This is a genomic window from Pseudomonas macauensis (genome assembly GCF_047902425.1).
Classification (GTDB): Bacteria; Pseudomonadota; Gammaproteobacteria; order Pseudomonadales; family Pseudomonadaceae; genus Pseudomonas.
The window spans coordinates 4,458,010-4,472,531 of record NZ_CP138377.1; the positions used below are offsets into that span (position 1 = coordinate 4,458,010).

At 65.1% G+C, this 14,522-nt stretch carries 13 protein-coding genes; 6 read left to right on the forward strand and 7 right to left on the reverse strand.

Annotated features, from left to right (window positions below):
- Window positions 1-102: 102 nt before the first annotated feature.
- Both SD196_RS20375 and erdR read right to left on the reverse strand, forming a co-directional pair.
- Window positions 103-474: a diacylglycerol kinase gene (locus SD196_RS20375; protein ID WP_024765290.1), complete on the reverse strand. Its 372-nt coding sequence runs from the start codon at window positions 472-474 to the stop codon at window positions 103-105.
- An 86-nt stretch (window positions 475-560) separates the two neighbouring features.
- On the reverse strand, window positions 561-1,211 hold the full coding sequence (gene erdR, locus SD196_RS20380; protein WP_275608202.1) for a response regulator transcription factor ErdR: 651 nt from the start codon (window positions 1,209-1,211) through the stop codon (window positions 561-563).
- Window positions 1,212-1,474: 263 nt separating this feature from the next.
- Between erdR and SD196_RS20385 the strand changes: the two genes are divergently transcribed.
- Entirely contained in the window at window positions 1,475-2,359 is an 885-nt protein-coding gene (locus tag SD196_RS20385) for a DMT family transporter (protein WP_275608203.1), read from the forward strand.
- A gap of 402 nt (window positions 2,360-2,761) precedes the next feature.
- Here the strand turns inward: SD196_RS20385 and SD196_RS20390 are convergent, their stop codons facing one another.
- Window positions 2,762-3,487, reverse strand: a complete 726-nt coding sequence (locus tag SD196_RS20390; protein WP_343572399.1) for a tRNA-uridine aminocarboxypropyltransferase — start codon at window positions 3,485-3,487, stop codon at window positions 2,762-2,764.
- Window positions 3,488-3,752: 265 nt separating this feature from the next.
- Between SD196_RS20390 and SD196_RS20395 the strand changes: the two genes are divergently transcribed.
- Window positions 3,753-4,160, forward strand: coding sequence for a quorum-sensing-regulated virulence factor family protein (locus SD196_RS20395; protein ID WP_275608205.1), 408 nt, complete (start codon window positions 3,753-3,755; stop codon window positions 4,158-4,160).
- Window positions 4,161-4,172: 12 nt separating this feature from the next.
- Complete coding sequence (locus SD196_RS20400; RefSeq protein ID WP_275608206.1) at window positions 4,173-4,388, forward strand: DUF3820 family protein; 216 nt, start codon at window positions 4,173-4,175, stop codon at window positions 4,386-4,388.
- A 57-nt stretch (window positions 4,389-4,445) separates the two neighbouring features.
- On the opposite strand, the gene SD196_RS20405 is transcribed toward SD196_RS20400, so the two are convergent.
- Window positions 4,446-6,851 carry a xylulose 5-phosphate 3-epimerase gene (locus SD196_RS20405; protein WP_370599886.1) on the reverse strand — a complete coding sequence of 802 codons (2,406 nt, stop codon included), beginning with the start codon at window positions 6,849-6,851 and terminating at the stop codon, window positions 4,446-4,448.
- 122 nt (window positions 6,852-6,973) lie between these two features.
- On the opposite strand from SD196_RS20405, the gene SD196_RS20410 reads away from it, so the two are divergent.
- Window positions 6,974-8,395 carry an MBL fold metallo-hydrolase RNA specificity domain-containing protein gene (locus tag SD196_RS20410; RefSeq protein WP_275608208.1) on the forward strand — a complete coding sequence of 474 codons (1,422 nt, stop codon included), beginning with the start codon at window positions 6,974-6,976 and terminating at the stop codon, window positions 8,393-8,395.
- Window positions 8,396-8,558: 163 nt separating this feature from the next.
- On the forward strand, window positions 8,559-9,632 hold the full coding sequence (locus tag SD196_RS20415; RefSeq protein WP_275608209.1) for an LOG family protein: 1,074 nt from the start codon (window positions 8,559-8,561) through the stop codon (window positions 9,630-9,632).
- Window positions 9,633-9,701: 69 nt separating this feature from the next.
- On the opposite strand, the gene recX is transcribed toward SD196_RS20415, so the two are convergent.
- The 3 genes from recX to SD196_RS20430 form a co-directional block, all read right to left on the reverse strand.
- Window positions 9,702-10,166 carry a recombination regulator RecX gene (gene recX / locus SD196_RS20420; protein ID WP_275608210.1) on the reverse strand — a complete coding sequence of 155 codons (465 nt, stop codon included), beginning with the start codon at window positions 10,164-10,166 and terminating at the stop codon, window positions 9,702-9,704.
- Window positions 10,167-10,171: 5 nt separating this feature from the next.
- The gene (gene recA / locus SD196_RS20425; RefSeq protein WP_152224972.1) at window positions 10,172-11,227 is read right to left on the reverse strand and encodes a recombinase RecA; all 1,056 of its coding nucleotides are present in this window, start codon (window positions 11,225-11,227) and stop codon (window positions 10,172-10,174) included.
- A gap of 85 nt (window positions 11,228-11,312) precedes the next feature.
- The gene (locus SD196_RS20430) at window positions 11,313-11,825 is read right to left on the reverse strand and encodes a CinA family protein (protein WP_331316909.1); all 513 of its coding nucleotides are present in this window, start codon (window positions 11,823-11,825) and stop codon (window positions 11,313-11,315) included.
- Between the two features lie 82 nt (window positions 11,826-11,907).
- Here SD196_RS20430 and mutS point away from each other — a divergent pair, with 82 nt between their 5' ends.
- A complete protein-coding gene (gene mutS, locus SD196_RS20435) occupies window positions 11,908-14,481 on the forward strand; it encodes a DNA mismatch repair protein MutS (RefSeq protein ID WP_416310607.1) in 2,574 nt (857 codons plus the stop codon).
- Window positions 14,482-14,522: the final 41 nt, after the last annotated feature.

Consider the following 14,522-nt stretch of genomic DNA (forward strand, 5'->3'; position numbering starts at 1 on the left):
AGGTTCGCCCCACCTGTAGGCGCGAGCTTGCTCGCGAAAGGGAACGCACCGTGCCTTGCAGGTTCGCGAGCAAGCTCGCTCCTACAGGGCACGGCTCTGCATTCAGCCCAGCAGGATTCCCGCCCAGGTCACGGTAATGATGGTCAGCGCCACGAACTGGGCGGCGCTGCCCATGTCCTTGGCGTTCTTCGACAGCGGATGGCGTTCCAGGGAGACCCGGTCCACCACCGCCTCGATGGCGGAGTTCAGCAGTTCGACGATCAGCGCCAGCAGGCACACCGCGATCATCAGCGCGCGCTCGCCACGGGTGACGTCGCAGAAGAACGACAGCGGGATCAGGATGACGTTGATCAGTACCAGTTGGCGGAAGGCAGCCTCACCCTTGAAGGCGGCAGCGAAGCCGGCCAGGGAATAACCGGCGGCGTTGAAGATGCGTTTCAGGCCAGTCTGGCCTTTGAAGGGGGAAGCGGACACGAGCGATTCTCACAGGTAAAAGTCGCGGCACTCTATACCAGTGCGCGTCAAAAAGGGTTCATGCGGTTTGACAGGATGTGACGAGGTCACGCCCCCGGGACCGACTCCATCTGCTGCAGCAACAGCGCCGCCTGGGTGCGGGTACGCACGTTGAGCTTGCGGAAGATCGCGGTGACGTGGGCCTTCACCGTGGCTTCGGAGACGCTCAGCTCGAAGGCGATCTGCTTGTTCAGCAGGCCTTCGCAGACCATGGTCAGCACACGGAACTGCTGCGGAGTGAGACTGGAAAGGCCGGCGCTGGCGGCGCGCACTTCCTCGCTCATCTCGGTCGCCGCATCCACCTGCGGCGGCCACCAGACGTCGCCGTCGAGCACCGCGCGCACGGCCTGCTGCAGGGTGCTCATCTCGCTGGACTTGGGGATGAAACCGCTGGCGCCGAACTCACGGGAACGCTGCACCACCGCGGCATCTTCCTGCGCCGAAACCATCACCACCGGAATCTGCGGGTACTGTCCGCGCAGCAGCACCAGTCCGGAGAAGCCGTAGGCGCCTGGCATGTTCAGGTCCAGCAGCACCAGGTCCCAGTCCGATTTTTCGTTCAGCCTGGCCTCCAGGTCCGCGATACTCGCCGCCTCGGACAGTCTCGCCTCAGGTCCCAGGCCAATGGTCAGGGCCTGGTGCAGAGCACTGCGGAACAGCGGGTGATCGTCAGCGATCAGGATCTCGTAGGAAGCCATGGAAAGTCCTTGAAGGCCGCGCCGAAGCCCCGCCGTGGATAACAGCCAGACTTGCGCAGGAAAGGTCGGAGCCGGATACAGCACTGCTTGTCACATTGTACGCAAAGACAACCCCCGGTGTCCGCCGCGAATACATCGCCACACGGTACTTTCAGTGTGTCCCGAACGCTCTGCCACTGTGCCCGCGGGCAAGCCGTTCCCCTTTCCAAAGCACGGGCGTTACGGCAGAGTTCCGCTTTTTTCCTGCCGTTCGAGAACAACAAATGAAAAGCCACGCGCTGCGCGCCGATATCCTGATGCTGTTTACCGCGATGATCTGGGGAGTCTCCTTCGTCGCGCAACGCCTCGGGATGGACGCCATCGGCCCCTTCCTCTACACCGGCCTGCGCTTCACCCTCGGCGCCGTGGCACTGTTGCCGCTGCTGGCCTGGTCGAGCAAGCGTGGGGCACAGCCCTTCAACCGTGGCCTGCTGCTGGCGGGCCTGGCCATCGGTACCGCACTGACCGTGGGGATCAATCTGCAGCAGGTCGGCCTGCTGTTCACCAGCGTGACCAACTCCGGCTTCATCACCGGCCTGTACGTGATCATCGTGCCGCTGCTGGGCCTGGTGATCGGCCATCGCACCGGCATGGGCACCTGGATTGGCGCGGCGCTGGCGGTGATCGGCATGGCCATGCTGAGCATCGGCCCGGACTTCCACGTCGCCTCCGGTGACTGGCTGCAACTGACCGGCGCCCTCGTCTGGGGAGGCCACGTGCTGCTGGTGGGCCTGTTCGCCAGTCGTTACGACCCGATCCGCCTGGCGTTTCTGCAGTTCGTCACCTGCGCGGTGGTGAGCCTGATCCTGGCGCTGATCTTCGAGGAAATCCGCTGGGACGCCATCGTCCAGGCAGGCCCCGCCCTGATCTATGGCGGCCTGTTCGGCGTCGCCACCGGCTTCACTCTGCAGGTCGTGGCGCAGAAGCACGCCATCGCCTCCCACGCGGCGATCATCCTGTCGCTCGAAGCGGTATTCGCCGCCATCGCCGGCGCCCTGTTCCTCGACGAATCGCTGCACCTGCGCGGCTACCTGGGCTGTGCGCTGATGCTCGCCGGCATGCTGGTGGCGCAACTGTGGCCGAAGAAAGCCGAGGCACAGGCGGCCTGAACCTGTGGGGGCAAGAGCGAACCGGAAGCCCGTAGGGCGTACAACCGTTCGCGGTTGTACGCCGTCAGTTGGCTCGCTGGTTGAGCATAAAGCGCTCGGTGGCAGGCATCCTGGTTGAAGTCCGTACGACCGGAAACCAAGGTCAAACGTCATACGCCTCGGACCAAGCCTGTAGGAGCGAGCTTGCTCGCGAACAGCCCCGCCCCCACAGCATCGCGGACGAAGTCCTACGAGATCAAGAGCCCCTCACCCTAACCCTCTCCCGCAAGCGGGAGAGGGAACCGTTCGACGCAGGATGAAGCCTTAGCGTCAGCCGGCACGATCTGCCCCCTCTCCCTGAGGGAGAGGGTTGGGGTGAGGGGGAAGTGCCGGCACAGACTGTCCAGAAAAAGACAGTTGCTCCTACGAATCCGTTCCCTTGGTAAAAGGCATCAGCGCCTGGTGCGCCGGGCTCTGCTCGTCCAGCGGCTGCTGGCACTTGGAGCCCAGATAGCGCTCGCTGAACACATCCAGGTAGGCGTCCAGCGCATCCCCGGCACGGCGATCGCCGGCCAGCCCCAGGCACAACGCCGCCACCTCCGCGGTGCACAGGTGCTCATCGAACTTGGAGCGGCGCAGACGGTAGCGCGACAGGGCATCAGGGGTGATGCTCAGCACCGGGAAACGATCCAGATAAGGGCTCTTGCGGAACATCTTGCGCGCCTCGTTCCAGGTCGCGTCCAGCAGGATGAACAGCGGGCGCCTGCCCTCCTGCGGCAGCACCTCGGTCACCACCCGCTCCGGCTGGACGAACTCGCCGGGAAACACCACGTAGGGCTGCCACTGCGGATCGTCCAGCAGCGCCACCAGGGCCGGATCGACTTCGATGCGCGACCAGCCGAACGCCCAGGTGTCGGGCACGGTCTCGGCGATCAGCCAGCCGGTGTTACTGGGTTTGAGCGGTTCGGTATCGAACATCACCAGGCACATCGCCGCGTTCGACTCAACCTGAGGACGCAGGCCGCACATGCAGTAGTTCGGCCGCAGGCGGCAGCCGGCGCAGCGCGGCGAACGCGAGCCACGGGCCACGAACGGCTTGACGCAACGGGCCAGGCGTTCGTCGCGAAGACGGGCAACGGCGTGGCTCATCGCTGCGCCACCAGAATGAGAGGAAGGGATCGGAACATCGGTGGCTCGAATAGAACGATGAAGGCGGACCGGCGATTGTACCAGAGCCGTCTCTGCTTCCCGCCCCACGACGACCGGCGAATCCTCCGCCAACGGCCATTTGCCGCCGGCGTGACAAGTGTTTCTCGGCACGGACACGCTTTTCAGGGACAATGGCGGCCTGGAATAACCGGCGAACCTCAATCGGTCCGCACGGTCGAATCGGCACCATTGTCAGGAGATGCCCATGCTGCGCCTCACCGCCCTCGCCCTCTGTCTCGTCCTCCCCGCCGCGCACGCCGCCTCGAAGAAGGACTTCGAACTGTCCCAGATGCTGGACAAGGTCGCCAAGGAAAGCAGCGAGGGTACCCCGCGCGCGATCAACGAGGACATTCTCGACCAGGGCTACACCGTCGAGGGCAACCAACTGATCAACCACCTCAGTGTGCGCGCCAGCCACGCCGAGCGCATGCGCGCCAACCCCGATAGCGTCCGCAGCCAGCTGGGTGACAGCGTCTGCACCAACACCGGCTACCGCCAGCTGCTGGCCAGGGGCGCGATCCTCACCTACAGCTTCACCGAGTACAAGACCAACGCTCCGGTCGCCACCGAGCGCTTCGACGCCGGCAGCTGCAAGATCAAGCTGCAGAAGTAACCTCGCCCCGCCATGCTCGACAAACTGCAGTTGCTGAAGATCGCGCGCACGCCGATGCCCTTCGGCAAGTACCAGGGACGCATGCTGGTAGACCTGCCGGAAGAGTACCTGCTGTGGTTCCATCGCAAGGGCGAATTCCCCAAGGGTGAGCTGGGTCAACTGATGCAGTTGACCCTGGAGCTGAAGATCGACGGCCTCGACGGTCTGCTCAAACCGCTGAAACGCTGAACCCCGCGCAACCGCCCTTCAACGGTTGCGCGCCGCGCCTCAGCGCATCCCGCTCTCTCAACGCAACAGCGCCGGATCGCCCTTGCCCGCCACGGCCGCCGCCTCTTCGGGCGTCAGCAGCGCCGTGCGCGGCACGTCCATCAGGCGCGCGCAGGCAGCCAGCACATTGGCCCAGGAAGCGCGGTTGGCGAACAGCATGCCGGCCTCGTTCAGCGTGCCGCCCTGGTTGCGATAGCCCAGTACCGAGGTTTTCAGCGCGTCCGGCAGGATCGGCCACAGATGACCTCGCGCCACCTCCGGGCGCATGTGCGTCAGCAATACCCGGCGCTCGCAATGATCGGGGAACAACCTGGCGGTCAGCGCCTCGTCGGCCACCGACTGCAGTTCCCAGTTGTCGCGCGGCGCACGGAACCGGCCAGGCTCCTGCAGGTACACCAGCCGATAGGGATAGCCGGCCTCCTCCAGGCGCGATGCGGCGCGGCGCATCTCCGCCAGCTGATAGCTGCCGTTGGCGATCAGCAACAGCGGATCGCTGCCCGGATGCTCCTCCAGCACCAGCGCCCCGTCGCGCGCCAGTTGCTCGGCCTGGGCGCGGCTGAACTCCGAGGGACGCTCGCGCTTGGGAATCACCATGCAGGTCAGTTGCCCACGGCTGCGGTAGATCTCCGGCAACAGCGCCAACGCGCTGTTGTGGTCGGCAGGGAAGACCACCCGCACCATATCGCTCATCTCGCCCAGCAGCGCCTCGCAGAACGTGGTGTCCTGGTGCGATTGCTGGTTCTTGCCGTTCTCCCAGGTGTGCGAGGTCGCCACCAGGGGCCAGCCGAGCCAGCCGGCGGGGCGGCCGGCCTCCTTCTGCTGGCGGGCGAAGATGATCGTCTGGCGCACCGCGCCCAGCATCTTCACGCAGAAGGCTTCATAGCTCGCCACCAGGTTGAGACCACCCTGGTTGGCCAGGCAGGCGGAGACCACCGCCTCCTCGTTGAGCGCAGTGATTACCCGGCCGTCGACCGCCTCCAGTTCGCTCTCCGGCTCGCAGACCCGGTGCTTGAGCGCCTTGAGGACGCCCCCCAGGCGATTGCTCGCCAGTTCGTCCGGATTGCCGACGCGGGCCCGCAGGTCGGGGTTCGCCGCGCACAGGTCCACATAGAAACGATCCAGCGCCGCCATCGGCGAGCAGAAGTCGCTGCGATAATGCAGTTCGGGGATCGACGGTTCGATGGGCCTGCGCACCGCCAGCGGGTTGTCCCGCTCCAGTCCCCGGCCGGCGCGGGAGGTGCTGAACAGCGCACAGGCCTCGGCCAACGCCTGCGGCTCGACCCACAGCGGCGCCACATGCTGGTTGAACAGCTCGCGTGCCTGCGCATCCTCGCTGGGGTTGCCTGGCAGCGGCAGGTTATGCGCGGCATTGCTGCCGGCGCCGTAGAAGCCGAAGCCCTTGACCGTTTCGGCAATGCCGTAGGGAATCGGCAAGGGATAGTGGAGGATGCCACGGGCCATTTCCTCCACCCGGTGTTCCAGCCGCTGCTCCATCTCCCACAAAGCGCAGACGAAGGCCGCCGGGTCGCGTCCGTCGAAGCTGACCGGGTCGAAACCGCAACGGCGCAGGTGCTGCTTGAAGCCTTCCAGTCCTTCGTGGGTGCCAAGGTCCGTGCGCTGCTCGATGCGCCGGCCGTTGGCGATCATCACCGGTAGCGCCGCGCCGCAATCCGCGGCGCGCCACCAGCGGGGAATCCAGTCGCTGCCGCGCTGCTCCTCGGCGGCGCCGTCGGAGAGGAAGGCCACCAGGGTCTCGCCCGGCAGCGGCATGTGCGCATACATCAGTTCGGCGAAACCGAGGTAGCCGCCCTCGGCGATGCCGCCCGCCGTGTGCGGATTGACGTGGCTGCCCAGCGGCGCGGCCACCTTGCCATCCGCCGCCTGGACATAGCTGTAGAAGTCCCGCACCAGCCGATTCAGCCCATCCTCGCCCTGCCCGTAGGCAGCGGCCTGTTCCGGATGCAGATTGCCGGTCAGCACGTTCAGCGCATCGATCGCCGCCACGCAGTGCCCCTGCCCCATCAACCAACCCCGGGTCTTGCCGCTCAGTGCATTGAGCGCGAGGTAGCCTGCATAGGCCGGCACCATGTTCAGCGCGCCGCCGGTGTGCCCCTCGGGTTGCGCCTTGAAGTCCTCAGCCTCGAGCCGCACGCCGTCCAGGCGCACGCGCCGTGCGTAGGTCATGTGCGCCACCAGCCAGAGGCCGGCGCAGGTCAGTTCGTCCAGCGCGCTGAACAGCCGGTAGACGCTGGCCAGGTCCGGCTGCAGGCCGTACTGGACCAATTGATGAGCCATGCGAAAGACCGCCGCCCGGGTCTGCGCGCTATGCTGAAGCGGACCTCGGCCATGCAGCCACTGGGCATATGCCGGTTCGGCGGCCGCGTGGGCGGCAAGTTCTTCCGGACTGGGCAGGATCTGGGACATATCGGCTCTCCTCGGGTATGACAGGAAGTCTAGGTCGCCAGACCGGGGAGGCGCTGACATGTATCAACGCCCCACCCGGCCAATCGGGCAAGGCTGAAAGAAAATTCCGACCAGGAGGCGATATGGCGTTACTCACCTTCATCGGTGCGATCCAGGAAGTCACCGGTTCCTGCTACCTGCTGGAAACCCACGACGGCGTACGCGTGCTGCTCGAGTGCGGCATGCGCCAGGGTCGCAGCCCGAGCAAAGGCACCCGCGACAACGAGGCCAGCAACCGAACGCCCTTCCCGTTCGATCCCAAGGCAATCGACGCAGTGGTGCTGTCCCACGCCCATCTCGACCACAGCGGCCTGCTGCCGCGCCTGGCGAAGGAAGGCTACAAGGGGCCGATCTACGCCACCGAATCCTGCTGCGACCTGCTGGAGCTGATGCTGATGGACTCGGCGCACATCCAGGAAAAGGATGCCGAGTGGGAGAACAAGTGGCGCGCGCGCCTCAATCGGCCGCCGGTGAAGCCGCTGTACACCCTGGAAGACACCTCCCGCGCACTGGACCAGCGCCGGCCCGTCAGCTATGGCAGCACGGTGGATGTGGCGCGAGGCATTCGCGTCACCTTCCACAACGCCGGCCACATCCTCGGCTCGGCCATCGTCGAGATCGAGATCAACGAATTCGGCATGACACGCCGTCTGGTGTTCTCCGGCGACCTGGGCAGCACCTGCTCGCCGCTGATGCGCACGCCGACGCCGCTGACCCGCGCCGACGTGGTGCTGCTGGAGTCCACCTACGGCGACCGCGACCACCGCGACGCGAACGAAACGCTACTGGAGCTGGCCGGCATCCTGGCCCAGGCCCAACGCGACGGCGGCAACGTACTGATCCCGTCCTTCGCCGTCGGCCGCACCCAGGACCTGATCTACTACCTCGGCCGCTTCTACCAGGAAGGCCGCCTGCCGCAGCAGGTGGTCTACCTCGACAGCCCGATGGCCGCCCAGGCCAACCGCATCTACCTGCAGCACATCGGTGAAATCGCCGACGTAGACCGCGAGTACATGCGCGGTACCGGCACGGCGAAGGTGGGCGAGTGGCTGCCGATCCTGCGCACGACCCAGAGCGCCGAGGAGTCCATGGCGCTGAACCGCATCCAGAGCGGCGCGATCATCATCGCCGGCAGCGGCATGTGCACCGGCGGCCGGATCGTCCACCACCTCAAGCACAACCTCTGGCGCGAGGAGTGCCATATCGTCTTCCCCGGCTTCCAGGCCAAGGGCACACTGGGTCGCGCCATCGTCGACGGCGCCGAAACCGTTCGCATTCTGCGCCAGCGCATCGGCGTGAAAGCACAGATCCACACTCTCGGCGGATTCTCCGCCCACGCGGGACAATCGCAATTAATTCAGTGGGTTGGCCACTTCGAGCACAAACCCGAGCTATACCTGATACATGGCGAACGAGAAAAAATGGATGCGCTGCAGAAAGCGCTCCACGAACGCCTGAACTGGAACGCAAACATTCCGGAACCGGGGGACCGGATAGCGATCTGAAGTGGAGGTCTCACGGACTGTCACACCCAGCGTGTCAGACTGCACAGGCCTCCTGCGTTAGACCTGTGCATGACGCACGCACTTTCCGTCCCGGCAACACCTTGCGTGACAGGCCGCGGCGCATGGACAGGCCAACAGGGGTTGATGAACAAGGAGTATCAACATGCCCTATGAGCCCGACGATTACCTCTCCAGACACTTCCAGACCAGCGGCACGGAGCTTGCCCAGAAGATCGAGGAACTGGCCGAACTGGCCGCACCCGGCAACAGCCAGAACCTGCCGCTCTACCGCGAGATGCTCACCACCGTAGCCCGCATGGCCCAGGCCGACCGCAACCGCTGGGACGCCAAGATCATGATGCAGACCCTGCGCGAGATGGAGCATGCCTTCAGCACCCTGGAGCAGTTCAAGCGTCGCCGCAAAGTCACGGTATTCGGCTCGGCCCGCACGCCGGTCGACCACCCCGTCTACGCCCTGGCCCGCGAGCTGGGCGAAACCCTGGCCCGCTATGACCTGATGGTCATCACCGGAGCCGGCGGCGGAATCATGGCCGCGGCCCACGAAGGCGCAGGTCTGGAAAACAGCCTCGGCTTCAACATCACCCTGCCCTTCGAGCAGCACGCCAACCGCACCGTGGACGGCACCAGCAACCTGCTGTCGTTCCACTTCTTCTTCCTGCGCAAGCTGTTCTTCGTCAAGGAGGCGGACGCCCTGGTGCTCTGTCCCGGCGGCTTCGGTACCTTGGACGAGGCACTGGAAGTGCTGACCCTGATCCAGACCGGCAAGAGCCCGCTGGTACCCGTGGTGCTGCTTGACCAGCCCGGTGGGCATTACTGGGATCACGCCCTGGAGTTCATCAAGGAGCAACTCGAGGACAATGGCTACATCCTGCCCAGCGACATGAACCTGATGAAGCTGGTGCACTCGGCCGAAGAAGCGGCGGAGGAGATTGCCCACTTCTACAGCAACTTCCACTCCAGCCGCTGGCTCAAGGACCGCTTCGTGATCCGTCTGAACCATCCGCTGAGCACCCGCGCGCTGGAACTGCTGGAGCAGGAGTTCGGCAGCCTCTGCGTGACCGACGGCTTCCACCAGCAGCCCTACAGCGAATCGGAACTGGATGAACCGGAGTTCTCCCACCTCACCCGCCTGGCCTTCGCCTTCAATGGCCGGGATCAGGGCCGGCTGCGCGAGCTGCTGAACTTCATCAACCAGCCGGAAAACTGGGCGCGCTGATCAATAGGAAATCACGGCCCCGAAACGAACAAGGCACCCTCGCGGGTGCCTTGTTTTCAATCATGAAGCTCAATCGTCCGATCGCCGGCCACTCAGGAGCCGGCTGATGGCTTCCATCGGGTATCCCCGATAGCTCAGGAACCGCCCCTGCTGGGCCCGCTCGCGGGCATCCTGCGGCAGTCGGGCGAACTTGCGACGCCAGACCTCACGCAGGTTTTCACTCCAGTCGACGTCAGACTCGCTCAGGGCACTGTCGATTTCGCCACGGGGCAAGCCGCGTTGCGACAGCTCCTCGCGAATTCGCACCGGGCCGTATCCTGCCCGCGCTCGACTGGCGATGTAGCTTTCCAGATAGCGGCTTTCATTGAGCAACCCCTCCTCGGCCAGACGGTCGAGGGCAGGGTCGATCAGTTCCTGCGCAGCACCGCGTTGCCGCAGCTTGCGCGAGAGCTCCGCCCGGCCATGCTCGCGTCGCGCCAGCAGGTCCATGGCGACCCGCCGCACCGCGACGGGGTTATCGAGCTCGACGGCCATGGCGATCAGTAGTCGGCTTCAGCTTCCGCTTCGGCTTCCGCCGCTGCGAGTTCGGCCTTGGTCGGCGCCGGCTGGTTGGTCAGCAGTTGCTCGCGAATAGCTTTGTCGAGGGTGTTGCAGATCTCGGTGTTGTCTTCCAGGAACTTGGCGGCATTGGCCTTGCCCTGGCCGATCTTGTTGCCCTGGTAGCTGTACCAGGCGCCGGACTTCTCGATCAGGCCCAGCTGCACGCCCAGGTCGATGATCTCGCCGGTACGGTAGATACCGCGGCCGTACATGATCTGGAACTCGGCCTGACGGAAGGGCGGAGCCACCTTGTTCTTCACGACCTTGACGCGGGTTTCACTGCCAACCACCTCGTCGCCTTCCTTCACCGCGCCGGTACGGCGGATGTCCAGGCGAACGGAGGAGTAGAACTTCAGCGCGTTACCGCCGGTGGTGGTTTCCGGGTTACCGAACATCACGCCGATCTTCATACGGATCTGGTTGATGAAGATGACCAGGCAGTTGGCGTTCTTGATGTTGCCGGTGATCTTACGCAGGGCCTGGGACATCAGGCGCGCCTGCAGGCCGACGTGCTGATCGCCCATCTCGCCTTCGATTTCAGCCTTGGGTACCAGGGCCGCCACGGAGTCGACGATGATCACGTCAACGGCGTTGGAGCGCACCAGCATGTCGGTGATTTCCAGGGCCTGTTCGCCGGTGTCCGGTTGGGAAACCAGCAGGTCGTCGACGTTGACGCCCAGCTTGCCGGCGTAGTCCGGGTCCAGCGCGTGTTCGGCGTCGACGAAGGCGCAGGTGGCGCCGGCCTTCTGGGCCTGGGCGATGACGGACAGGGTCAGGGTGGTCTTACCCGAGGATTCCGGACCGTAGATCTCGACGATACGACCCTTCGGCAGGCCGCCGATGCCCAGCGCGATGTCCAGGCCCAGCGAGCCGGTGGAGATAGCGGGGATAGCCTGACGCTCATGGTCGCCCATGCGCATGACCGCGCCTTTGCCGAATTGGCGTTCGATCTGTCCCAGGGCCGCGGCCAGGGCGCGCTTCTTGTTCTCGTCCATTGATGTCCTCGCGAAGTCAGGGGGCCGGACGGCCACGAACAACTGTATAAGTAGCCAGTATTATTCCACAGGGCAAGCCGCTCGCCTACCCCTGGAGCGGATTTTCCCCGTCCGCCAGTCGCAACAGCCCAGCCAGAGCGGTCGCCACGGTCTGCCGCCGCACCGCCTCCCGATCACCGGCATACAGACGGCGTTCGCTGAACACCTGTTCACCTTTCCTCCAGGCCAGCCAGACAGTGCCTACCGGTTTCTCGGCAGAGCCGCCGTCCGGACCAGCAACGCCGCTGACCGCCACGGCGATATCCGCACCGCTGCGCGGCAAAGCACCGGCCACCATGGCCTCCACCACTTCACGACTGACAGCGCCAACCTTCGGGAACAGCTCGGCCGGTACATCCAGCTGGCGGGTTTTCTGCTCATTGGAATAGGTGACGTAGCCCGCCTCGAACCAGGCCGAGCTACCAGGAATGCGCGTGATCGCCTCGGCAATCCCACCGCCGGTGCAGGATTCGGCGGTGGTGACTCGCAGCTTGTTGGCAGCGAGTCGCGCGCCCAGTTGCGCAGAGAGTTCGGTGATCGAGGAATCGGTGAGAGGCACGGTGCGCTCCGGGGTTAAAGAAGGCCAGGCGGATACCGTACACTAGGCGCTTTTGCATGTTGAAGCCGGACAGCCAGAAGCCATGAGTCAAAGCGACCTCTCAGCTCACACTCCCATGATGCAACAGTACTGGAGGCTGAAGAATCAGCACCCGGACCAACTGATGTTCTACCGCATGGGCGACTTCTACGAGCTGTTCTACGAGGACGCCAAGAAGGCCGCCAAGCTGCTGGACATCACCCTGACAGCTCGCGGCCAGTCAGCCGGCAATGCCATCCCCATGGCGGGCATCCCATTCCACTCCGCCGAAGGCTACCTGGCCAAGCTGGTGAAGCTGGGCGAATCGGTGGTGATCTGCGAGCAGATCGGCGACCCGGCGACCAGCAAGGGCCCGGTGGAACGCCAGGTCGTGCGTATCCTCACTCCCGGCACCGTCAGCGATGAAGCCCTGCTGGACGAGCGCCGCGACAACCTGATCGCCGCCGTGCTGGGTGACGAGCGCCTGTTCGGCCTTGCCGTGCTGGACATCACCAGCGGCCGTTTCAACGTCCAGGAAATAAAGGGCTGGGAAACCCTGCTGGCGGAACTGGAACGCATGAACCCCGCCGAACTGCTGATCCCCGACGACTGGCCCCAGGGCCTGCCGGCGGAGAAACGCCGTGGCTCGCGCCGCCGCGCGCCCTGGGATTTCGACCGCGACTCCGCGCACAAGAGCCTGTGCCAGCAGTTCGGCGTGCAGGACCTCAAGGGCTTCGGCTGCCAGGAACTGACCCTGGCCATCGGCGCCGCCGGCTGCCTGCTGGCCTACGCCAAGGAAACCCAGCGCACCGCCCTGCCGCACCTGCGCAGCCTGCGCCATGAGCGCATCGACGATACCGTCATCCTCGACGGCGCCAGCCGCCGCAACCTGGAGCTGGACACCAACCTTGCCGGTGGCCGCGACAACACCCTGCAATCGGTGGTCGACCGTTGCCAGACCGCCATGGGCAGCCGTCTGCTGACCCGCTGGCTGAACCGCCCGCTACGTGACCGCGCTGTCCTCGAAGCTCGCCAGGAGTCCATTGCCTGCCTGCTGGAGCGCTATCGCTTCGAAATCCTCCAGCCACAGCTGAAGGAAATCGGCGACGTCGAGCGCATCCTGGCCCGTATCGGCCTGCGCAACGCCCGCCCGCGCGACCTGGCCCGCCTGCGCGACGCCCTCGCCGCCCTGCCCGAGCTGCAGAACGGCATGACCGAACTGGAAGCACCGCACCTGGGCCAACTGGCCGGCAGCATCCGCACCTATCCGGAGCTGGCCGATCTGCTGGCCCGCGCCGTGATCGAGAATCCGCCGGCAGTGATCCGCGACGGCGGCGTGATCGCCCGTGGCTACGACGCCGAGCTGGACGAGCTGCAGATGCTCAGCGAGAACGCCGGCCAGTACCTGATGGACCTGGAAACCCGGGAAAAGGCCCGCACCGGCCTGCCGAACCTGAAGGTCGGCTACAACCGTATCCACGGCTATTACATCGAGTTGCCCCGCGTGCAGGCCGAACAGGCGCCCGCTGACTACATCCGTCGGCAGACGCTGAAAGGCGCCGAGCGTTTCATCACTCCGGAGCTGAAGGCTTTCGAAGACAAGGCGCTGTCCGCCCAGAGCCGCGCCCTGGCCCGCGAAAAGCAGCTGTATGAAGAGCTGCTGGAACTGCTGATCGCCCAACTGGCACCGCTGCAGGACACTGCCGCCGCCCTGGCCGAACTGGATGTGCTGTCGAACCTCGCCGAACGCGCCCTGAACCTCGACCTGAACCGCCCGCGCTTCGTCGAAGAGTCGGGCATCCTGATCGAGCAGGGTCGCCACCCGGTAGTCGAGCAGGTGCTGGATACACCATTCGTCGCCAACGACCTGAACCTCGACCAGGATACCCGCATGCTGGTGATTACCGGCCCGAACATGGGCGGTAAATCGACCTATATGCGGCAAACGGCGCTGATCGTGCTGCTGGCGCACATTGGTAGCTTCGTCCCGGCGGCCCGTTGCGAACTGTCTTTGGTGGACCGCATCTTCACCCGTATCGGTTCTTCCGACGACCTCGCCGGCGGCCGCTCCACCTTCATGGTGGAGATGAGCGAAACCGCCAACATCCTGCACAACGCGACCGACCGCAGCCTGGTGCTGATGGACGAGGTAGGCCGTGGCACCAGCACCTTCGACGGCCTGTCGCTGGCCTGGTCCGCCGCCGAGCATCTGGCCAAGCTGCGCGCCTTCACGCTGTTTGCCACGCACTATTTCGAGCTGACCGTGCTGCCGGAAAGCGAGCCGGCGGTGGCCAACGTGCACCTCAACGCCACCGAGCACAACGAGCGCATCGTCTTCCTGCACCACGTGCTGCCCGGCCCGGCCAGCCAGAGTTATGGCCTGGCGGTAGCCCAATTGGCCGGCGTGCCGGGTGCGGTAATTCAGCGCGCCCGCGAACATCTGGCCCGCCTGGAAACCACCAGCCTGCCCCACGAAGCCCCGCGCTCGAACGACCCGAAAAGCCCCGCACCGTTGCAAAGCGACCTGTTCGCCAGCCTGCCGCACCCAGTTGTTGAAGAGCTGATGCGCGTCAGCCCCGACGACCTGACACCGCGTCAAGCTCTCGAATTGTTATATGCATGGAAGATGCGAGTCTGACGGACCGTGAAACAAGCTGTTAGAATCGCGCGCGCTTAGCC

What these genes read in the sequence shown, in the direction of transcription:
- erdR (WP_275608202.1), bottom strand. Translation starts at nt 1,211, where the DNA reads ATGGCTTCCTACGAGATCCTGATCGCTGACGATCACCCGCTGTTCCGC.
- SD196_RS20385 (WP_275608203.1), top strand. Translation starts at nt 1,475, where the DNA reads ATGAAAAGCCACGCGCTGCGCGCCGATATCCTGATGCTGTTTACCGCG.
- SD196_RS20390 (WP_343572399.1), bottom strand. Translation starts at nt 3,487, where the DNA reads ATGAGCCACGCCGTTGCCCGTCTTCGCGACGAACGCCTGGCCCGTTGC.
- SD196_RS20395 (WP_275608205.1), top strand. Translation starts at nt 3,753, where the DNA reads ATGCTGCGCCTCACCGCCCTCGCCCTCTGTCTCGTCCTCCCCGCCGCG.
- SD196_RS20400 (WP_275608206.1), top strand. Translation starts at nt 4,173, where the DNA reads ATGCTCGACAAACTGCAGTTGCTGAAGATCGCGCGCACGCCGATGCCC.
- SD196_RS20405 (WP_370599886.1), bottom strand. Translation starts at nt 6,851, where the DNA reads ATGTCCCAGATCCTGCCCAGTCCGGAAGAACTTGCCGCCCACGCGGCC.
- SD196_RS20410 (WP_275608208.1), top strand. Translation starts at nt 6,974, where the DNA reads ATGGCGTTACTCACCTTCATCGGTGCGATCCAGGAAGTCACCGGTTCC.
- SD196_RS20415 (WP_275608209.1), top strand. Translation starts at nt 8,559, where the DNA reads ATGCCCTATGAGCCCGACGATTACCTCTCCAGACACTTCCAGACCAGC.
- recX (WP_275608210.1), bottom strand. Translation starts at nt 10,166, where the DNA reads ATGGCCGTCGAGCTCGATAACCCCGTCGCGGTGCGGCGGGTCGCCATG.
- recA (WP_152224972.1), bottom strand. Translation starts at nt 11,227, where the DNA reads ATGGACGAGAACAAGAAGCGCGCCCTGGCCGCGGCCCTGGGACAGATC.
- mutS (WP_416310607.1), top strand. Translation starts at nt 11,908, where the DNA reads ATGAGTCAAAGCGACCTCTCAGCTCACACTCCCATGATGCAACAGTAC.